The organism is Arthrobacter sp. 'calajunan', assembly GCF_046940185.1.
Classification (GTDB): domain Bacteria; phylum Actinomycetota; class Actinomycetes; order Actinomycetales; family Micrococcaceae; genus Glutamicibacter; species Glutamicibacter soli.
In genome coordinates, this window is the sequence record NZ_JBKZDY010000009.1 from 1 (window position 1) to 19069 (window position 19069).

General features: G+C 66.7%; 18 protein-coding genes and 1 riboswitch. Of the genes, 9 read left to right on the forward strand and 9 right to left on the reverse strand.

The window, feature by feature from the left end:
• Positions 1–128 precede the first annotated feature (128 nt).
• Both RF641_RS13660 and serS read right to left on the reverse strand, forming a co-directional pair.
• Entirely contained in the window at positions 129–959 is an 831-nt protein-coding gene (locus tag RF641_RS13660; RefSeq protein ID WP_424573404.1) for an HAD family hydrolase, read from the reverse strand.
• A 126-nt stretch (positions 960–1085) separates the two neighbouring features.
• Positions 1086–2363 (reverse strand): serine--tRNA ligase, encoded by a 1278-nt coding sequence (gene serS / locus RF641_RS13665; protein ID WP_053797132.1) that lies wholly within the window; start codon positions 2361–2363, stop codon positions 1086–1088.
• Positions 2364–2401: 38 nt separating this feature from the next.
• On the opposite strand from serS, the gene RF641_RS13670 reads away from it, so the two are divergent.
• Positions 2402–3448 (forward strand): diacylglycerol/lipid kinase family protein, encoded by a 1047-nt coding sequence (locus tag RF641_RS13670; RefSeq protein ID WP_424573405.1) that lies wholly within the window; start codon positions 2402–2404, stop codon positions 3446–3448.
• Here RF641_RS13670 and pheA read toward each other — a convergent pair.
• The gene (pheA, locus tag RF641_RS13675; protein ID WP_120991600.1) at positions 3445–4368 is read right to left on the reverse strand and encodes a prephenate dehydratase; all 924 of its coding nucleotides are present in this window, start codon (positions 4366–4368) and stop codon (positions 3445–3447) included. The two genes, RF641_RS13670 and pheA, sit on opposite strands and share 4 nt — an antisense overlap.
• Positions 4365–4691, reverse strand: coding sequence for a rhodanese-like domain-containing protein (locus RF641_RS13680; RefSeq protein ID WP_047120622.1), 327 nt, complete (start codon positions 4689–4691; stop codon positions 4365–4367). Before RF641_RS13680 ends, pheA begins: the two co-directional genes overlap by 4 nt.
• A gap of 66 nt (positions 4692–4757) precedes the next feature.
• On the opposite strand from RF641_RS13680, the gene RF641_RS13685 reads away from it, so the two are divergent.
• Positions 4758–6110, forward strand: coding sequence for an amidase (locus RF641_RS13685; protein WP_424573406.1), 1353 nt, complete (start codon positions 4758–4760; stop codon positions 6108–6110).
• Between the two features lie 52 nt (positions 6111–6162).
• The gene (locus RF641_RS13690) at positions 6163–7620 is read left to right on the forward strand and encodes a peptide MFS transporter (protein WP_424573407.1); all 1458 of its coding nucleotides are present in this window, start codon (positions 6163–6165) and stop codon (positions 7618–7620) included.
• Positions 7621–7680: 60 nt separating this feature from the next.
• Here RF641_RS13690 and RF641_RS13695 read toward each other — a convergent pair whose 3' ends face one another.
• From RF641_RS13695 to RF641_RS13705, 3 genes are all read right to left on the reverse strand, one after another.
• A complete protein-coding gene (locus tag RF641_RS13695) occupies positions 7681–7890 on the reverse strand; it encodes a helix-turn-helix domain-containing protein (RefSeq protein ID WP_424573408.1) in 210 nt (69 codons plus the stop codon).
• 3 nt (positions 7891–7893) lie between these two features.
• Positions 7894–8661 carry a hypothetical protein gene (locus tag RF641_RS13700; protein WP_424573409.1) on the reverse strand — a complete coding sequence of 256 codons (768 nt, stop codon included), beginning with the start codon at positions 8659–8661 and terminating at the stop codon, positions 7894–7896.
• A gap of 64 nt (positions 8662–8725) precedes the next feature.
• On the reverse strand, positions 8726–9055 hold the full coding sequence (locus tag RF641_RS13705) for a DUF4190 domain-containing protein (RefSeq protein ID WP_424573410.1): 330 nt from the start codon (positions 9053–9055) through the stop codon (positions 8726–8728).
• Positions 9056–9110: 55 nt separating this feature from the next.
• On the opposite strand from RF641_RS13705, the gene pgm reads away from it, so the two are divergent.
• Positions 9111–10712 carry a phosphoglucomutase (alpha-D-glucose-1,6-bisphosphate-dependent) gene (gene pgm / locus RF641_RS13710; protein ID WP_113607253.1) on the forward strand — a complete coding sequence of 534 codons (1602 nt, stop codon included), beginning with the start codon at positions 9111–9113 and terminating at the stop codon, positions 10710–10712.
• On the opposite strand, the gene RF641_RS13715 is transcribed toward pgm, so the two are convergent.
• On the reverse strand, positions 10709–12157 hold the full coding sequence (locus RF641_RS13715) for an amino acid permease (RefSeq protein ID WP_047120616.1): 1449 nt from the start codon (positions 12155–12157) through the stop codon (positions 10709–10711). The two genes, pgm and RF641_RS13715, sit on opposite strands and share 4 nt — an antisense overlap.
• A 79-nt stretch (positions 12158–12236) precedes the next feature.
• Positions 12237–13670 (reverse strand): aldehyde dehydrogenase family protein, encoded by a 1434-nt coding sequence (locus RF641_RS13720; RefSeq protein WP_424573411.1) that lies wholly within the window; start codon positions 13668–13670, stop codon positions 12237–12239.
• A gap of 97 nt (positions 13671–13767) precedes the next feature.
• On the opposite strand from RF641_RS13720, the gene RF641_RS13725 reads away from it, so the two are divergent.
• From RF641_RS13725 to thiD, 5 genes are all read left to right on the forward strand, one after another.
• A complete protein-coding gene (locus tag RF641_RS13725) occupies positions 13768–15363 on the forward strand; it encodes a hypothetical protein (RefSeq protein WP_424573412.1) in 1596 nt (531 codons plus the stop codon).
• Positions 15360–15725 (forward strand): GntR family transcriptional regulator, encoded by a 366-nt coding sequence (locus RF641_RS13730; RefSeq protein ID WP_047120614.1) that lies wholly within the window; start codon positions 15360–15362, stop codon positions 15723–15725. The genes RF641_RS13725 and RF641_RS13730 overlap by 4 nt, the downstream gene beginning before the upstream one ends.
• Positions 15726–16111: 386 nt before the next feature.
• A riboswitch (TPP riboswitch) is annotated at positions 16112–16206 on the forward strand.
• A complete protein-coding gene (gene thiM / locus RF641_RS13735) occupies positions 16196–16990 on the forward strand; it encodes a hydroxyethylthiazole kinase (RefSeq protein ID WP_424573413.1) in 795 nt (264 codons plus the stop codon). It overlaps the preceding riboswitch by 11 nt.
• Positions 16983–17624 (forward strand): thiamine phosphate synthase, encoded by a 642-nt coding sequence (gene thiE / locus RF641_RS13740; RefSeq protein WP_047120612.1) that lies wholly within the window; start codon positions 16983–16985, stop codon positions 17622–17624. The genes thiM and thiE overlap by 8 nt, the downstream gene beginning before the upstream one ends.
• Complete coding sequence (thiD, locus tag RF641_RS13745; protein ID WP_047120611.1) at positions 17621–19045, forward strand: bifunctional hydroxymethylpyrimidine kinase/phosphomethylpyrimidine kinase; 1425 nt, start codon at positions 17621–17623, stop codon at positions 19043–19045. Before thiE ends, thiD begins: the two co-directional genes overlap by 4 nt.
• Positions 19046–19069 lie beyond the last annotated feature (24 nt).

A 19069-nucleotide genomic window follows, 5' to 3' on the forward strand; every position in this document is an offset into this window, starting at 1 on the left:
CGCCCCGCCGGTGACCGGGTACCGGCACCGGCAGTTCCCGGACCTGCTCACCCAGTCCAAATGGGTGCGCGGGAAACCCTGGACCCGGGAGGAACTCGAAGACCCCCTCGAAGACCCCGACCCGTAGGCTATCGCTGCAGAAGCTCTTCGAGGACCACTGCCAAACCGTCGTCATCTACGCCGTCGGTAATCGCGTCCGCGACATCCTTGACCTCGTCCGGGGCCTGGCCCATGGCAACGCCGAGCCCTGCCCACTGGAGCATCTCGATGTCGTTGCGCCCGTCGCCCACGGCCAGAGTGTCGGCCGTGTCGAATTTCAGGATCGCGCGCAGGCGTTCCAGGCCGCTGGCCTTGGTGGTTCCCTCGGCGGCGATATCCAGCCACGCGGTCCAGCCCACCGAGTAGGTGACGCCGGAGAGGCCAAGCCCCTGCACCGCCTGGCCGAAGTCCTCGGCGGTGGCGTCCGTGGAAAACACCACCACGCGCACTGCCTTGCTGTTGACCAGCTCCTCGAAGTCCACGACCTGGGATTCGGCGCCGAAGCTTGCGTCCGTGAAAACATCGCTGGACAGGAATTCTCCGCGTTCGTTCTCCAGCGCGTATTTGGCGTTGGGCAGCGAACGCCATAAGGCGGCCAACGCCAGCGACGGATCAAAAACTTCTCGATGGAAGACGTCGACGTCCTCGCCGGTGATTTTCGCCAGGACGCCGCCGTTGCTGGCGACGACAAATCCGTGGTCGATGCCCAGTTCGCGGACGATCGGAAGGGCCGCGCCCAGCGAGCGTCCGGTGGAAATGACGACCTCGTGGCCGCGCTCGACGACGTCGCGGGCGGAACGGCGTACCCGCTCACTCATCTGTCCCCGGTGGTTGACGATGGTTCCGTCCACATCGAGGCAAATCATCAATTTTCGTGTATTCAACCGGTCATCGTTGCCGGTTCTAGTTAAAACTGTCATGTCCCCAGTGAACCATCACCTGCGAAATATTGCGATGATCCGTGGCACAGGCACAGGTGAACTTCGGGTGAAGCGCGTTGTTCCTTGAACAAGTAAACCGGCCCGAAGGCCGGTTTGCTTGTGGTTTTACTTGAGGACTTCGAGTCCGCCGAGGTACGGCTGCAACGCCTTGGGCACATTCACGGTGCCGTCCTCGTTCTGGTGGGTTTCCAGGATGGCGACGATCCAGCGGGTGGTGGCCAGCGTGCCGTTCAAGGTGGCGACCGCACGGGTCTTGCCCGGCTTGCCGTCGACGATCTCGCGTTCGCGGATGTTCAGGCGGCGCGCCTGGAAGGTGGTGCAGTTGGAGGTCGAGGTCAGCTCGCGGAAGGTCTCCTGCGTCGGCACCCAGGCCTCGCAGTCGAACTTGCGGGCCGCGCTCATGCCCAGGTCGCCGGCGGCGGTGTCGATCACGCGGTAGGCCAGCTCCATGCGGCCGAGCATGTCCTCTTCCATGGCCAGCAGCTTCTCGTGCTCAGCCTCGGCGTTCTCCACGCTGGTGTAAATGAACATCTCCAGCTTGTTGAACTGGTGCACGCGGATGATGCCGCGGGTGTCCTTGCCAGCCGAACCTGCCTCGCGACGGTAGCAGGAGGACCAGCCGGCGTATCGCAGCGGGCCCTCGGACAGGTCCATGATCTCGTTCGCGTGGTACCCCGCCAGCGCCACTTCGGAGGTGCCGACCAGGTACAGGTCGTCGCGCTCGAGCTTGTAGATCTCGTCGTCGTGCTCGACGTCGAAGCCGGTGCCCTGCATGGTTTCCGGGCGGACCAGGGTCGGTGTGATCATCGGAGTAAAGCCGTGGTCCATGGCCACGTCAAGGGCCATGTTCATCATGGCGATTTCAAGGCGTGCGCCGATGCCCTTGAGGAAGTAGAAGCGGGAGCCGGAGACTTTGGCGCCGCGCTCCATGTCGATGGCGTCGAGCTTCTCGGCGATCTGCAAGTGGTCCAGCGGCTCGAAGCCCTCTGCCTTGAAATCGCGCGGGGTGCCCACGTGCTTGATGACGGTGAAGTCGTCCTCGCCGCCGGCGGGGATGCCGTCGATGATCAGGTTCGGGATGGAACGCTGCAGCGCCACGGAAGCGGCCGCCGCGGCGTCGGCCTCGGCCTGCGCTGACTTCACGGAGGCGGCCAGTTCCTTGACCTCGGCCAGCAGCGCGGCGCGCTCCTCGCCCTTGGCTTGGCCGACCTTCTTGGAGAACGCATTCTGCTCTGCGCGCAGGCGTTCGAAGGTGGCGATGGTCTCGCGACGGGCTGCATCAGCTTCAATGAGCTGATCGATCAGCGACTCGTCGGCACCGCGGGCACGTTGCGAAGCGCGGTACAAATCCGGATTTTCGGTGAGCATTTTCAGGTCGATCACGCATTAAGCGTAGCAACCATGAGTACGATGAGAGCACTATGCAGACAAATAGGGCGATCATTCTCTCTGCCGCGGCCGCAGCAGCTGCCGCCGCGGCAACCAGCTGGTACTCGGTGCGCAAACTTTCGCAGTCAAGCAAGCCGCTGAGCAGGCCTGCCGAGGAGGTGGCCCAGACAGAGCCGTCCAAGGTTGCGTTGATCGTCAATCCCTCCAAGTCAGGAGGGGGTGACGCGGAAGAGGCGGTGGCCCGGGTCTGTGCCGAAGCGGGCATGGAGGCGCCGCTGGTTTTCCATACGACCCCGGAGAACGCCGGGCAGGATGCGGCCCGCAAGGCGCTGGACGCCGGATGCGACACGATTGTCGCCGCGGGCGGCGACGGCACCATCCGCGCCGCGGCCGAGGTGCTCGAAGGCACCGAATCGACGCTGGGCATCATCCCACTGGGCACCGGAAACCTGCTGGCGCGCAACGTGGAGGTCCCGCTGGAGGACCTGCACACCGCCGCGCTGGTGGCAGTGCGCGGCACGGTGCGGCGCATCGACGTGGGGCACATGAAGCTGAACCTGCTGGACGGCACCACCGCGGACCATGCGTTCCTCGTGATCGCCGGCGTGGGCACCGACGCCGACCTGTTCGACGACACCGACGAGGAGATGAAGTCCAAGGTCGGCTGGCTGGCCTACTCGCAGGCTGGCCTGCGCCAGCTGCCGGGCCGCCGCAAGCGCGTGCACTTCAAGCTCTCGGGCGATTCCAACTGGCAGACCCGCAACGTCCGCTCGGTGCTGTTCGCCAACGTGGGCAAGCTGCAGGGGCTGGACTTCGTGCCTGACGCGAAGCTGGATGACGGCGTGCTGGATGCCGTGGTGCTCTCCCCGCGCTCGGCCGCGGGCTGGACCTGGATCCTGCTGAAGACCGCGTTCCGCGCGAAAAACAAGATCCCGGTGATGAGCTTCTACCAGACCAGCGGGATCTCCCTGCGCTGCGCCGAACCCATGAACACGCAGATCGACGGGGATCCCACCGGCCAGGTCAACGAACTCGAAGTCTCGGTGAACGCCGGTTCGCTGCGCCTGCGCACCCCCTAGAGGCGTGCGCGCACGGCGTCGACCCACGCGCGCGCTTCGATGAACGCGTCGTCGGAGTTGTGCGTGTCGACGAACGGGGCGGCGCCCTGGGCGGCCGGGTAGGACCCCAGGAAGCTCAGCTCCGGGCACAGCCGGTGCAGGCCCGACAGCGCCGCGGCGACCCGCTCCTGCGCCACGTGGCCTTCCACGTCGACCGAGAAGAAGTACTTGCCCAGGCCCTCGCCGGTGGGGCGCGACTCGATGCGCGAGAGGTTGACCCCGCGCGCGGTGAACTGCTCCAGGATGCCCATCAGCGCGCCCGGGCGGTCCTCCGCCAGCGGCAGGATCAGCGTGGACTTGTCCACGCCGGTGGGCTGCGGGATGCGTCCCGGGCGGGTGACCACGATGAACCGGGTGACCGCGCCGAGGTTGTCCTCCACGCCGCGCACCAGCACGTGGAGGCCGCGCTCCTCGGCGACCAGCGGGCTGCAGATGGCGGCGTCGTGGTGCTGCTCGGGATCCTGCAGGCCCAGCGCGCCGGCCGCTGTGGAGGACGCCGGGGCAAAGACCGCCGCCGGGATGTTCGCCTCGGCCCACAGCCGGCACTGCGCCCACGCGTGCCCGTGCGTCGATACCTGCCTGATCTGGCCCAGCTCGGTGATGCCCTCGCGCACCGCGAGCACAAACGTGATCGGCACCAGGATTTCGGCCACGATCTGCAGCGAGTCGCCGGTGGCGATGGAATCCAGCGTGGCCGACACCCCGCCTTCCACCGAATTCTCGATGGGCACGACGGCGGCGTCGACGTCGCCCTCGCGCACCATGGACAGGGCGGCGTTCACGTTGGCTGCGGGGATGCGTTCCGAGTCGCGCGCGCCGTCAAGCTGCAGCAGCGCGGATTCGGTGAAAGTTCCCGAGGGGCCCAGATAGGCGTATTTCATCGAACGGTCGGCTCCTGACCGTTTTCGGATTCCATTGGCAGCTTGGCCTCGATCCAGGCGTCGGATCCGCCGGCGATGTTGAAGGCGGTGTAGCCCATGCCGGTCAGCCAGGCGGCGGCCTGCGCCGAGCGCCCGCCGGTGCGGCAGATGACGTAGGTGTCCACGTCCGGGTCCAGCTCGGAAACGCGCTCCGGCAGGGTGCCCAGCGCGACGTGGGTGGCGCCCGCGGCGTGGCCGGCTTCCCACTCGAAGTCCTCGCGCACGTCCAGGATGAAGGCGTCCTTGGGTACGTTGGTGACCGTGACGGTCTCGAAGTCGCTCATGGCTGGAATTCCTCTCAGATTGGGTGTTTGCTTAAAAGACTAGTCATTCCTCCGTCGAAAGCCGACATGTTGCCCCTTAGCGCCGTGAAATTGCGCGACCAGCTGGCCGCCGGAGAAATCTCCAGCCGCGAGGCCACCGCCCACCACCTGCAGCGGATCGACGAGCAGCGCTCCTTGGGCGCTTTCGTCCACGTTTCCGAGGCCGCGCTGGATGCCGCGGCCCGGGCCGACGAGGCCTTCGTGAAAAACCGCGGGCAGCTGGGCCGGATGCACGGGATGCCCACCGCGTTCAAGGACCTGGGGGACGTAGCGGGCATGCCGACCACGCATGGCTCGGCCGCCGTGGAACACCCGGTCGCGACCCGGGATTCGGCGCTGGCCGCCCGGCTGCGCGCCGAGGGCGTCATCGTGCTGGGCAAGACCCAGGTGCCCGAGTTCGGATTGAGCAGCTATTCGGAGAACCTGATCGCCGCGCCCTCGCGCAACCCCCTCGCCCCGCAGCGCTCCTCCGGCGGTTCCTCCGGGGGGCAGGCCGCCGCGGTGGCCGCCGGGATGATTCCGGTGGGCCCGGGCTCGGACGGCGGCGGCTCGGTGCGCATCCCGGCGGCCGCCTGCGGCCTGGTGGGCCTCAAGCCCTCGCTGGGTCGGATCCCCAGCGACGTGCTGGAAGGCTACAGCGACGGCTTCGGCGCCCCCAAGCTCACGGTCTCCGGGCCGCTGGCCCACGACGCGCTGGATGCGGCCCTGCTGATGGATGCGATGCGCGGAACCGACCACTACCTGCCGCTGCTGCGCGGGCGCTACCCGGAAGAGCTGGCGAACCTGCGCATCGGCTACAGCACCCACTCGCCGTTCCAGAGCGTCTACGAGATCACCGTCTCCCCCGACGCCCAGCAGGTGTTCAGCGCCGGGCTGAAGCTGCTGGCGCAGCGCCACCAGGTCGAGCTGGCCAAACTGGCCTATGCGGAGGACTACCCCGAGGCCTTCGGCGCGGTGTGGACCAACGGGCTGAAGGACATCCCGCTGCAGGACGAATCGAGGCTTGGGGCCCTCGCGCGGGAATTCCGGCGCCGTTCGCAGCAGCGCAGCCTGCAGGCCGCAACCCAGGCGGCCACCCGGATCCGGCAGATCGCGGCGGACTTCATCCGGCAGTGGTCGGCCTACGACGTGATCGCCACCCCGGCGCTGTCAGGTGTCCCGCCGATGGTGGGGCACTATACCCAAGGATCGGCGGAGCGCGATTATATGTTGCAGTGCCAGTACTCCCCGTACAGCTCCATGGTCAACGTCTCTTCCGCGGCCGCGATCACCGTACCTACGGGTACCAGCAAAGAAGGCCTCCCACTGGGAATCCAGCTGATTTCACCGCGTTCGGACGAGGGGATGCTCCTAGCTTTAGCGTTGCAGATCTCAGTGTGAGCTTTCCGACAGAAGTAGGTACTCGCCTGTCGAAAAGCGAAAAATATTACGTATGTCTACTGCAACACCGAGCACTCAACGCCCGGCCAAGACGTTCTTTGGCCACCCGGGCGCGCTCGCAAACCTGTTCAGCGTCGAGATGTGGGAGCGATTCTCCTTCTACGGCATGCAGGCTTTGCTGGCCTACTACATGTACTTCACGGTCGCCGACGGCGGCCTGGGACTGGACCAGGGACTGGCGCTGTCGCTGGTCGGCGCCTACGGCGGCGCAGTCTACCTGAGCACCATCCTCGGCGCCTGGATCGCCGATCGACTGTGGGGTTCGGAACGCGTGCTGTTCGTCTCCGCCCTGATCATCATGGCAGGCCACCTTGCCCTGGCATTCCTGCCGGGGGTCATCGGCCTGGCCATCGGCTTGGTCCTGGTCGCCATCGGCTCCGGCGGCCTGAAGGCCAATGCCACCGCGCTGGTCGGCTCGCTCTACGCCAAGGACGACCCGAAGTCCGACGCCGGCTTCTCCATCTTCTACATGGGCGTGAACATCGGCGGCCTGGTCGGCCCGCTGCTGACCGGCCTGCTGCACCAGAACTTCGGCTTCCACGTGGGCTTCGGCGCCGCGGCCGTGGGCATGGGCGCCGGCCTGCTGATCTACACGTTCGGCCGCAAGAACCTGCCCGACTCGGTGCGCGAGGTCCCCAACCCGCTGCCGAAGAACGAGCGCACCCGCTACGTGGTCATCTTCCTGGCAGTCATCGTGGCGATCATCGCCGCCTTCGCGACCAAGATCGTCACCCCTGACAACCTGGCCTCGACCATCGCCTACGTGGTGATCGCCGCCAGCATCGTGTACTTCGTGCTGATCCTGCGCAGCCCGCGCGTCACCGACCGCGAGCGCAAGAACGTGTACGCGTTCATTCCGTTCTACATCGCTTCGGCGGCCTTCTGGGCGCTGTTCCAGCAGCAGTTCACCTTCGTCGCCGCCTACTCGGCCGAGCGCCTTGACCGCCACCTGTTCGGCTGGGAGATGCCCGCCAGCTGGGTCCAGTCGATCAACCCGGTCTTCATCGTGCTGCTGGCCGGCGTGTTCGCCTCCATGTGGACCAAGCTGGACAAGCGCCAGCCGCGCACCAGCACCAAGTTCGGCCTTTCGCTGGTCGTGGTGGGCGCGGCCTTCCTGTGCTTCATCCCGCTGAACTCGCTGGAGATGACGCCGCTGCCGGCCATGATCGGCATCCTGCTGCTGTGCACCATCGCCGAGCTGCTGCTCTCCCCGACCGGCCAGGCCGTGACCACCAAGCTGGCTCCTGCCGCCTTCGGCACCCAGATGATCGCGCTGTTCTTCCTGTCGATCTCGCTGGGCACCACGCTGTCGGGTGTGCTGGCAGGCTTCTACACCCCTGGCAACGAGGTTGCCTACTTCATCGCCATGGGCGGCACCGCCGTCGTCCTGGGCATCGCCATGCTGGCGGCCACCCCGGCGCTGAAGAAGCTCATGGGTTCGGTGCACTAAAGCCCCGATCGCCTAAGCAGCTGCGGCGCGGATCCCCCAGGGGATCCGCGCCGCAGGTGTTTAATGGAGGACCAGTAGCTCGCCGATCTCGCAGTCCAGGGCCTGGCAGATGGCCACCAGGGTGCTGAAGCGGATGGCCTTGGCCCGGTCGTTCTTCAGCACCGACAGGTTCACCACCGAGACGTCGACCAGCTCGCTGAGCTGGACCAGGGTCATAGCGCGCTCGGCCAGCAATTCGGTCAGCCTGCAGTGCACCGTGCGCAGCTCCACGGATCAGACCAGCCCATCGGTCTCGGCCCGCAGCCGCTCGTTCTGCCGCGCCATCGCCATGCCGGCATTAACCAGCTCAACCACCACCAGGATGGCCAAGGCCATGAGGAACGGCGCGAAGTCGTAGTCGATGGAGAAGGCCGGGACCGGCCACGGGGAGAAACCCGGAAATTCCTGGTCTCCCGTGCTGGTGTAGCCGTCCACCCGCAGCGTTTCCTCGCCCGCCCGGTAGGCGCCGATGCCGGTGAGCGTCTGGCCGACCAGCGTCCCCAGGGCCAGCGCCGAGGCGGCGATCCGTCCGGCGCGGCGCAGCGAATCGCTGAACGGCTTGCCGGCCAGCAGCTTGCTGCACAGAACGATGACCGCAGCCAGCACCGCGATGGCTGCCAGGCTCGAGAATGCCGAACCGGCGGCGAGCAAGCCGCGGGTGGCCATGCTGAGGTTAGAGGCAGTGACGGAAACTGTGGTGATTTCGCTGCGCACGGCATCGCCGTGGTCGGGGGTCACGTCGCTGACATTGGTGAATTGCGGCCAGTACGGTTCGACCGGTACCTCAACGGTGACGGCTCCAGGCGCCAGCGGGAAAACGACGCCGGCCACCATGGCCATTCCGGTCATCGCCACGCCGATCCATGCGGCAACCCGGGTCACGGAGGCTACCGTTCCCACGCGTCGGCCTGAGCCTTTGCGGCGCATCGAAGACTCGTTGATCCAGAGGATCAGCGCGGAGAGCAACAACATGACCAGCAGTATGGGGAGCAGCGAGATCATGGCGATCCTATCGATAGTCGTTAATAACGATTATCGTTAATGTAGCATCGTCTAGGTCGCTGGCCTAGGTGTAATCCAGGTCGTTGTAGGCGTAGTCGGTGTAGTCGTAGATGGCCCCGGGCATCCAGAGGACCAGCCAGATCACGAAAGCATAAACCAAAGCCGCGATCACCAGCGCGATCCAGGAGGTGATCAGCCCGGCCAGCGACAGCGCCCGCGAGTTCGGTTCGCGCCGATAGCCGAGGTGTCCGGTGATGACTCCGGCCAGCGGAACTAGAATGATTATGGCGAAGCCCAGCATCGAGAGGATGCCGAGCACCAGCGAGGCCACCGACAGCCCGGTCGATTCCGGCGGGCGCTGGTAGGGGTTTTGCGGGTATGGGTAGTAGCTCATCACTATCCATTGTCTACGACCCCGCGGACATCGCACCAACTAGGAGATACACGCAGTGGCACACGAACGAGCCGGCCAGCCGGCGCAGGAAACCGACCTGATCGACCTCAAGGCGGTCCTCGACGCCTACACGGGCATCGTGCCCTCCAGCGCGAACCCCGACCAGGCGGTCGTCTTCGGCACCTCCGGCCACCGCGGCAGCTCGCTGAACGGCACCTTCAACGAAGCGCACATCGCCGCGATCACCCAGGCCGTCGTGGACTACCGCACCGCCGCCGGCATCACCGGCCCGATGTACGTGGGCAAGGACAGCCATGCGCTCTCCGAACCGGCCTACCGCACCGCACTGGAGGTGCTGGCGGGCAACGGCGTCACGGTGCTGGCCGAGGACGGGCTGACCCCCACCCCGGCGCTGAGCCACGCCATCCTGGTGCACAACGCGCGCGGCGGCGCGCAGGCGGACGGGCTGATCATCACCCCCTCGCACAATCCCCCGGCCGACGGCGGCATCAAGTACAACCCGCCGCACGGCGGCCCGGCCGAATCCGAGATCACCGGCCCCATCGCCGCCCGCGCCAACGAGCTGCTGGCCGGTGGCGGGCAGATCAAGCGCGGCACCCCGGACGCGCAGCGATTCGACTTCCGCGAGCTGTACATCGCGGACCTGGCGCAGGTCATCGACTTCAAGGCCATCGCGGACTCCGGCATCTCGATCGGCGCCGATCCGCTGGGCGGCGCCTCGGCGCACTACTGGGGCGAGATCGGACGGCGCTACGGGCTGAACCTGAGCGTCGTGAACGAGACCGTGGATCCGCGCTTCGGCTTCATGACGCTGGACAAGGACGGCAAGATCCGCATGGACTGCTCCTCCGCCCACGCCATGGCCTCGCTGGTGGCCAACCGCGAGAAGTACGACATCTCCACCGGCAACGACGCTGACGCGGACCGCCACGGCATCGTCACCCCGGACGCCGGGCTGATGAACCCGAACCACTTCCTGGCAGTGGCCATCGACTACCTGCTCACCCACCGCCCGCAATGGCCCGCCGACGCAAAGGTCGGCAAGACGCTGGTCTCCTCGGTGCTGATCGACCGCGTGGTCGCCGCCCACGGGCGCGAGCTGCTGGAGGTCCCGGTGGGCTTCAAGTACTTCGTGGAGCCGCTGGCCTCCGGCCAGGTGGGCTTCTGCGGCGAGGAGTCGGCAGGCGCCAGCTTCCTTGACTTCGCAGGCCGTGCCTTCAGCACCGACAAGGACGGGCTGATGCTGGCTCTGCTGGCCAGCGAGATCCGCGCGGTGACAGGCAAGAGCCCCAGCCAGATCCACGCCGAGCTGGTCGCCCGCCACGGCGGCAGCTTCTACGACCGCTTCGACGCCCCGGCCGGCCGCGAGCAGAAGGCGGTGCTGGGCAAGCTGAACCCGGGTATGGTCAGCGCCACCGAGCTGGCCGGCGACCCGATCACCGCCAAGGCCACGCAGGCCTCCGGCTTCGCGATCGGCGGGCTGAAGGTCTCCAGCGAGCACGCCTGGTTCGCGGCGCGCCCGTCGGGCACCGAGGATATCTACAAGATCTACGCGGAATCGACAAAATCACCCGAGCATCTGCAGCAGGTGCTGGCAGAGGCCCGGGTGATCGTGGATGCGGCGCTGAACGCCTAGTGCAGCTTTGCGGTCCAGGGGTCGATCTTCACGGCTGGCTGCTTGCGGGTAGCCAGCCAGTGGCCCAGCCACAGCAGCAGGAAGATCGGCAGGCCGATGTAGGAGGAGACCACCTGCAGCAGGTTGCCCTCGATGACCGCCTGGTAGTTCTGGCCGGCGATGACCACGATGAGGATCACGAACGCCAGGATCGGGCCCAGCGGGAACAGCGGCGCCTTGTAGGGCAGCTTGGCCAGGTCCTGGCCGCTGGCGATGTACTGCTTGCGGAACTGGTAGTGGCAGACCGCGATGCCCACCCAGGCGATGAATCCCGACAGGCCTGAGACGTTCAGCAGCCAGGTGTAGGCTGCGCCCTGCCCGATGATGGCCGTCAGGAAGCCGAACAGGCCCACCGAAGCGGTCAGCAGCATGGCGGGCATCGGCACGCCGCGGCGGTTCAGCCGCCCGAAGATCTTCGGCGCCTTGCCGTCCAGCGCCATCGAATAAAGCATGCGCGCAGAGGCATATAGCCCTGAGTTGCCCGCGGACAGGATGGCGGAGAGGATCACTGCGTTCATCAGCGCCGCGGCGAAAGCGATGCCGGCGCGCTCGAAGACCAGGGTGAACGGCGAGGTCGCAATGTCGGATGCCTCGGAGGAGAGCAGCGAGGGATCCAGGTACGGGATCAGCATGCCGATCACGAAGATCGCGCCGATGTAGAACAGCATGATGCGCCAGAAGATCGCCTTGATGGCCTTCGGGATGTCGCGCTTGGGGTTCTCCGCCTCGCCGGCTGCCACGCCGATCAGCTCGGTGCCCTGGAAGGAGAAGCCGGCGATCATGAAGACCGAGACGATGGACAGCCAGCCGCCGACGATCGGCGCCTCGCCTTCGGTCCAGTTGCTGAAGCCGGGCGAGGTTCCGCCGATGATGCCGAAGATCATCGCCACACCACAGATCAGGAACACGATCACGGTGACGACCTTGATCATCGCCAGCCAGTACTCGCCCTCGCCAAAGGCCTTGGCGGACAGGGCGTTCAGGCCGGTGAGCAGCGCCAGGAAGAGCGCCGCCCAGATCCAGCTCGGGGAATTGGGGAACCAGTAGGACATGATGATGCCCGCGGCGACCAGCTCGGCGGCGACGGTGATCGCCCAGTTGAACCAGTAGTTCCAACCAATGGCAAAGCCGAAATGCCGGTTCACGAAGACAGTGGCATAGGTCTGGAAGGAGCCGGCGACCGGGAGCCGCGCGCTCATTTCGCCCAGCGACTGCATCAGCAGCAGCACCATGAGGCCGATCAGGCCGTAGGCAATGAGCGCTCCCCCGGGGCCCGCGTCGGCGATGGCTCCGCCGGAGGCGACGAACAGTCCGGTTCCGATCGATCCGCCAATTGCAATCATCTGCAGGTGACGGGCCTTGAGACCACGCTTCAGACCGTCTTGGGACGGTGCGGGCTCACTCATGCGTTACAGCTCCTGGTGCATAGAAAAATCCAACCTTTCAATCCAAGCACCCCGGCGAGTTCAAAAGCTATGAACCGCGCTACAGTAAGCGATCAATAATCTTTCGCTTAGCCCAAGAATATGGAGGATATATCGCGCTCAGAGTATCGACCACCGTAGTTTTGCTCAGTTCCGAGCGCATTTGCGAAAGACGGTCGAAGCCGTGCTTGCCGTGGTAGGAGCCCATTCCGCTGGCCCCGACGCCGCCGAACGGCAGGGACGGAACGATCATCTGGGCCAGCGGCGCGTTGTGCACGATCGCGCCGGCACGCACCCGGTCGGAGAAGATCGACTGCAGCCGCGGGCTTTCGCTCATCAGGTAGGCGGCCAGCGGGGTGGGCCGCGCAGCGATGAATTCCAGGGCCTCCTCGAAGGTGGCCACTTCGATCACCGGCAGGATCGGGCCGAAGATCTCCTCCTGCATCAGCGTGCCTTCGAGGTCGACATTGCGCATGATGGTCGGCGTGATGCGCAGGGTCTGCTCGTCGTACTGCCCGCCGTGCACCACCTCGCCCTGCTCGAACATGTCCAGCAGGCGCTGGAAATGGCGGTGGCTGGCGATGCGCCCGAAGTCCGGGTGCGTCAACGGGTCCTTGCCGTAGAAGCTGTGGATGGTCTGGCCCAGGCGCTCGATCAGCGGCGCCGAGTCGCCGATGGTCAGCACGTAGTCCGGGGCCACGCAGGTCTGGCCCGCGTTCATGAACTTCGCGTAGGCCAGGCGCTTGGCGGTGGCCGGCAGCTGGTTGTCGACCACTGCCGGGGACTTGCCGCCCAGCTCCAGGGTCGTGGGGGTCAGGTGCTTGGCGGCTGCGGCGGCGACCACCTTGGCGACCTTCTCGCCTCCGGTGAAGAAGATGTGGTCCCAGCGCGCGGCCAGCAGCTCGGTGGCAGTGTCCACACCGCCCTCGATGACGGCGAACACGCGGTTGTCCAGGTACAGCGGCAGGAACTTGGCCAGCGCCCCGGAGGTCGCCGGGGCGATCTCCGAAGGCTTCAGCACCGCGGCATTGCCGGCGGCGATGGCGGCGACCAGCGGGGCGAGCATGAGCTGCAGCGGGTAATTCCACGGGCCGATGATCAGCACCAGGCCCAGCGGGCGGGGCTCGACCTTGGCCATGGCCGGCTGCAGCGCCAGCGGCACCTTGACGTTGGTGTGGTCCATCCATTCGGCCAAGTGGCGCAGAGCGAAGTCGATCTCCGCGCGGACCACGTCCACCTCGGAGAACTTCGCTTCGGTGGCGCCCTTGCCTAGGTCCTCGTTCAGCGCGGCGAGGAAGTCGTCCAGGTGCTCTTCGAGCATCTTCTCCAGCGCGCGCAGCTGCTGGACGCGGAAACGGCGCGGGTGGGTGATGCGGGTATCGGCGGAGTGGCGCAGGTTCGCCAGCGTGGCGGCGATTTTCGACGGATGCTCATCCACGGGCGGCGCGAAGTCGCCGACGGGATCGGGCAGCGGAGTGGAAGTAAACAGACCCATGAGTCGAGACTACGTCAACGGGCTGGACTTGACCTGATTGCGACCACCTTTATTTTGTATCAACTAGTTGGTACATTCTTTTCGAAAGGCGGGACCAATGAATAATTCGTTGACTTCACAGTTCGACAGCTTCGCGATTGCGGCCTTGGTCATCTACGTGATCCTGCGCAACCTCGCGTCCAAGGAGGGCGGAGACCGGCTGGCTCTGGCCCGCCGGCACGCCTTCTGGTGCGCGCTCATCGGATTTTTCGCCAGCACGTCGGCCGACTGGTTCAGCACCCTCGCGGCAATCCCGTACTACGACGAATCGCCGCTTCGCATTCCCGAGGCCATCGGGGCGGCCGCGACCCCGGCGCTGTGGGTCGCCTTCATCTACATCGCAGGGCAGTTCACCTGGCCCCACAAGCTCCGGCCGAAGCGCACGGCCTCGCTGCAGCCTCGGACCTTGTCCGGGCTGGTGCCCAAGTCCCTGGTCGGAATCATGGCGGCAACCTTCGCCGCCGGCATGCTGGCGATTTACAGCGTCCGCGACGTCACGGGCTTCGCCCCCACGCCGGAGGTCATCGAGGACGACGGCGACGGCTACTACATGACCGCCGATGCCCAGGACGGGTTGCGTTCGGCCGCAGAGGTCCTGCCCTATCTGGCACTGAGCCTGGTCCTCCTGCTGGTCGCCGCCTTCGCCGCCACCATCCTCATCCTGCGGCGCAAGCCGCTGGACGGCATCAGCGAGCACGACAACCGGCTGCTGCGCATCACCTGGCTCAATCGCCTCTACCGCACGGTGACGGTGCTCCTGGCCGGCCTCGCCGGCGAAGCCCTGCACTTCAAGGCACGGTGGATCTCCGATGACGCCGACAAATCCATGGGTGGCGAAGGCATCGAGTACTGGGAACGGATGAACGACCTCGCGGGCCGGTGGGACCAGACCGCCAACTACATCGCCCTGGCCATCACCGTCGTCATGTTCTTCTGGCGCCCGCCGGTGAACTTCGAATCCCTGCGGCCGGCCGTCTCCAGCGCCTTCACCCGGCTGCGCGAGCAGCTGTTCGCGGTGCAGTATCTGAGCGCCATGGCTGCCATCCTGCTGGTCGCCGTCGGATGGCCAATGCTGCCGAGCTCCGAGACGCAGGAGATGCCGACCGCCGAACGCGCCACCGCCATCCTGGCCCTCCTCGCGGGCGCGACGCTGTTCTACCTACTGGTCAACGCCGCCTACCTGGCGTACATGGCGATCAAGACCCGCGCGGCCGCGCGAATGCCCAAACCCGCCGCACGGCTGCCGCTGTGGACCTATGTCGTTGCCGGACTCCTGATGGCGGCCGGCCTGTACTTCCTGCTCTTCCCTCCGCTGGATCTGCTGTGGGGATTTGTCGCGCCGAACCGGTGGATCATTGCCGGGCTGGCCGCGGCACTGCTTGCCGCGCATGCAGGATTCGTCCTGCTCGTCCGCTCCGTGGCGATCCCCTGGCAGGTGGGAGCAGAGGTGGAAATCTGGTATCGGCAGGTGCTTGAATTCCGCTCGCTGCGCGTAGTCGCCGGCGCGTTCGTGGCCATGCCAATGATGGGATACCAGTTGTTCGCCGACTTCTCCCTGTTCGGTCTGCTGGTCTTCTGTGCGCCGGCGGTGCTGGCGCTTCCGCGCCCGCAAGGTTCGATGCGGCCGGAGACCAGTGACGCGGGCCGCCGATGAGCGCCCAGATCACCGTTGACCTGGACTCGGCGCTGCCGCCCTATGAACAGATCCGCGCCCAGGTGGCTTCGCTGATTTCGCTGGGCGAACTGGCCGCCGGGAGCAGGCTGCCCACGGTGCGCGCGCTGGCCGCCGATCTGGGTGTGGCCGCCGGCACCGTGGCCCGCGCCTACAAGGAACTGGAGGCCGAAGGACTGATCTCCTCGCGTCGCCGGGCGGGCACCGTGGTCAATGAGCTGCCAGGGCAGCCAGCGCTGGACGAGCACCTGGTCGAGGCAGTGGACAGGGTCTGGGCACTGGCCGCGGAGCTGGGGGTGGACGCGGCGACGGTCAAGGCGCTGGTTGCGCGGAGGACGCGATAGCTCGGTAACCCTGTCACCACCGCATCATTTCCCGAGCAACCGGGATTCGGTTGACGGTGTCCGCCCCTCTTTGTAGGCTCAGCCTAAGCTCACCGCAATGCTTGGAATGGATAACCTGTGGATCCGGTTTCGATTTTGATCGTCTGCGTTTTGGTCATACTTTGCGCGCTGCCGTTTGCCATAGGCGCCATGCGCAGTCTCGACCGACGAGCCGACGACCTCGAAGGATCTGACCCGGAAATCTCCAGGGCACTTCGGGAAGCGCGGAAGAATATCGATCGCGGCAGGGGCTACGAAGATCCGAGGCTCTAGCGGCCGGCATGGGCCGGCCGACTTCCAACGGCGTTAAGGATTTGTCCTTGCGCAGATATCTGCGTACCCTCGGGATCAGTGACACGGGGTGTCGGAGAAGCCGACTGAGATGAGACCCGTTGAACCTGAACTAGGTCAAGCTAGCGGAGGGATGTCGCATGACTCTGCCTATTGTTGCCCGCAATTACCGGGAACAATCCCCCTTGGTGTTCTGCCTGACAAACACCGTGGTTACCAACTTCACCGCCAATGTACTGCTGGCTTCCGGCGCGGCCCCGGCCATGACTGACCTGCCCGGGGAAGCCAGGCCGTTCGCCGCGGCCGCCTCGGCCGTGCTGGTCAACCTGGGCACGCCCACCACCGAGCAGCTGCGCGCCATGGAAGAAGCTGTCGAGTCGGCGAGCGCCGCAGGCACCCCCTGGGTGCTGGATCCGGTGGCCGTCGGAGCGTTGCCGGTCCGCACGGAATTCGCCCGGCGCATCGTCGCCCGCCGCCCCACGCTGATCCGCGGCAACGCCTCGGAAATCATGGCGCTGGCCGGCTGGGAGTCCTCCGGCCGAGGTGTGGATTCGCTGGACAGCGTGCAGGAAGCCACCGCCGCCGGGCGTGAGCTGGCAGTGAAATACGGTTCGGTGGTCGCGATCTCCGGCGAGGCGGACGCCATCATCGACGCGCAGCGCACCGTGCTGGTGCACACCAACGGCATCGGCCTGACCCGCATCACCGGCGGAGGCTGCGCCCTGGGTGCGGTGTGCGCGGGCATGCTCGCGGTGCATGAGGACCCGTTCGAAGCCGCCGTGGCGGCCCATGGTTACTACGGCCTGGCCGCCGAAAAGGCGCTGGCCGCCAGCTCCGGGCCGGGCAGTTTTGCCGTGGCCTTCCTCGATTCCCTGGCGGCCGTTGAGCCCGCCGCACTTGAGACCCTGAACTGTGAGGAAAAGACCTATGCGTGATCTCGGAGCCTACCTGGTGGCCAACACCGCCAGCTGCAGCCCGCATAGCACCCTTGAGGTGATCGAGGCAGCCGTGGCCGGCGGGATCCAGTGGATCCAGCTGCGCGCCAAGGAGGAAAGCGCCCGCGAGTTCTTCGAGCTGACGCTTGCGGCCGCAAAGCTGACCGAGGGCAAGGCGCAGCTGCTGGTCAACGACCGCATCGACGTATTCCTGGCGGCCCGCGCCGCCGGGGCCGCGGTGGCCGGCATCCACATCGGGCAGAAGGACGTGCCGGTGTCCCTGGCCCGCCAGCTGATCGGCGAGGGCATCATCGGGCTCAGCGCCTCCACGCGGGAGCAGATCGCCCAGGCCAACCTGGATGCCGAGTTCATCGACTACCTGGGTGTTGGCGCGGTGCGCGCCACCCCGACCAAGAAGGACCACCCCACCCCGCTGGGCCTGGACGGCTTCGCGGAACGCACCGGCTGGACCGCGCTGCCCTGCGTGGCCATCGGCGCGGTGACCGCCGATGACGCCGCGGCCATCCGCGCCGGCGGCGGCGCCGGGATGGCCGTGGTGCGCCCAGTCTGCCAGGCAGATGATCCGCGCAGCGCCAGCGCCCAGCTGGTTTCCGCCTGGGAGGCGGCCAAGTGAACATCCTTTCCATCGCGGGCTCCGACCCGTCCGGCGGCGCCGGCATCCAGGCCGATCTGAAGGCCATTGCCGCCAACGGCGGCTACGGCATGGCAGTGATCACGGCGCTGACCGCGCAGAACACCCGCGGGGTCAGCGGAGTGCAGGCCATCGACGGGGATTTCGTCACCGCGCAGCTTGAAACGCTCAGCGCGGATGTGCGCATCGACGCGGTGAAGATCGGCATGCTGGCAAACCAGGAGATCATCGGCGCTGTCGCCGCCTGGCTGGATACCGTCAACGCCCCGGTGGTGCTGGACCCGGTCATGGTGGCCACCAGCGGCGATGCCCTGCTGGAGGACGCCGCCGCGCTGCACCCGCTGCTGGCCCGCGCCACCGTGATCACCCCGAACACCGCCGAGCTCGGCGCGCTGCTCGGCGAAGCCGCCGCGCAGGACTGGGAGCTCGTGCTGGAGCAGGCCCGGCGTCTGGCCTCCGCCCACGACGTGCTGGTGCTGGCCAAGGGCGGGCACCTGGCCGGGGCGCAGTGCCCCGATGCGCTGGTCTCCGCCGCCGGGGTGCTGGCCGAGTTCAGCTCCCCGCGCCTGGCTACCAAAAACACCCATGGCACCGGCTGCACCCTGTCCAGCGCGCTGGCCACCCGCTTCGCCGCCACCGGCGACTGGGCGACCGCGCTGGAACAGGCCAAGGGCTACCTGTTGCGCGCCATCGGCGCCGCTGACGAGCTGCAGGTGGGCTCCGGGCACGGGCCGGTGCACCACTTCGTCGACTTCTTCGGCGCCGCGGATCCGATGGCCGCCTGGTGGGAGGACATCGCACCGCTGCGCGCGGGCATTGACGAGCTGGAGTTCATCGTGCAGCTGGCCGACGGCAGCCTGGAGCGCGAGAAGTTCGAATACTACCTGGCGCAGGACGCCCTGTACCTGCAGCGCTACGCGCAGGTGCTGGCGCAGGCCAGCGCGCTGGCCCCTGAGCTGGATTCCCAGCGCTTCTGGGCCAAGGGCGCCGGGGAAATCCTGGAGGGCGAGCTGCAGCTGCACCGCAGCCACCTGGTGGAAGGACTGGCGAACCCGTCGGCCACCACGCTGAACTACGTGAACCACCTGTCCTCCTGCAATTCCAGCTACCCGGAGCTGATCGCCGCGATCCTGCCGTGCTACTGGCTGTACCAGGACATCGGCAAGCGGCTTGCGGCGGCCAACTACGAAGGCCACCCCTACGGCGACTGGCTTCAGACCTACGCCTCGGAGGAGTTCGACGAATCCACCGCGCAGGCCATCGGGATGGTGCGCGCCGCATGGAAACTGGCGGACCCGGCGCAGCGCGAGCGGATGCGCCAGGCGTTCCTGCGTTCCAGCGAGCACGAGCTGGCCTTTTTCGCGCAGGCCCATGCCGAGAGCGTAGAATTCTCTACGGCCTAAAACGCGTTGGGGCCGCAGAGTCTG

Bases quoted from the DNA above. Each gene is read 5' to 3' on its own strand.
- RF641_RS13660 (WP_424573404.1), bottom strand. From the start codon at position 959: ATGACAGTTTTAACTAGAACCGGCAACGATGACCGGTTGAATACACGA.
- RF641_RS13670 (WP_424573405.1), top strand. From the start codon at position 2,402: ATGCAGACAAATAGGGCGATCATTCTCTCTGCCGCGGCCGCAGCAGCT.
- pheA (WP_120991600.1), bottom strand. From the start codon at position 4,368: ATGAAATACGCCTATCTGGGCCCCTCGGGAACTTTCACCGAATCCGCG.
- RF641_RS13680 (WP_047120622.1), bottom strand. From the start codon at position 4,691: ATGAGCGACTTCGAGACCGTCACGGTCACCAACGTACCCAAGGACGCC.
- RF641_RS13685 (WP_424573406.1), top strand. From the start codon at position 4,758: ATGTTGCCCCTTAGCGCCGTGAAATTGCGCGACCAGCTGGCCGCCGGA.
- RF641_RS13690 (WP_424573407.1), top strand. From the start codon at position 6,163: ATGTCTACTGCAACACCGAGCACTCAACGCCCGGCCAAGACGTTCTTT.
- RF641_RS13700 (WP_424573409.1), bottom strand. From the start codon at position 8,661: ATGATCTCGCTGCTCCCCATACTGCTGGTCATGTTGTTGCTCTCCGCG.
- RF641_RS13705 (WP_424573410.1), bottom strand. From the start codon at position 9,055: ATGAGCTACTACCCATACCCGCAAAACCCCTACCAGCGCCCGCCGGAA.
- RF641_RS13715 (WP_047120616.1), bottom strand. From the start codon at position 12,157: ATGAGTGAGCCCGCACCGTCCCAAGACGGTCTGAAGCGTGGTCTCAAG.
- RF641_RS13720 (WP_424573411.1), bottom strand. From the start codon at position 13,670: ATGGGTCTGTTTACTTCCACTCCGCTGCCCGATCCCGTCGGCGACTTC.
- RF641_RS13725 (WP_424573412.1), top strand. From the start codon at position 13,768: ATGAATAATTCGTTGACTTCACAGTTCGACAGCTTCGCGATTGCGGCC.
- RF641_RS13730 (WP_047120614.1), top strand. From the start codon at position 15,360: ATGAGCGCCCAGATCACCGTTGACCTGGACTCGGCGCTGCCGCCCTAT.
- thiM (WP_424573413.1), top strand. From the start codon at position 16,196: ATGACTCTGCCTATTGTTGCCCGCAATTACCGGGAACAATCCCCCTTG.
- thiE (WP_047120612.1), top strand. From the start codon at position 16,983: ATGCGTGATCTCGGAGCCTACCTGGTGGCCAACACCGCCAGCTGCAGC.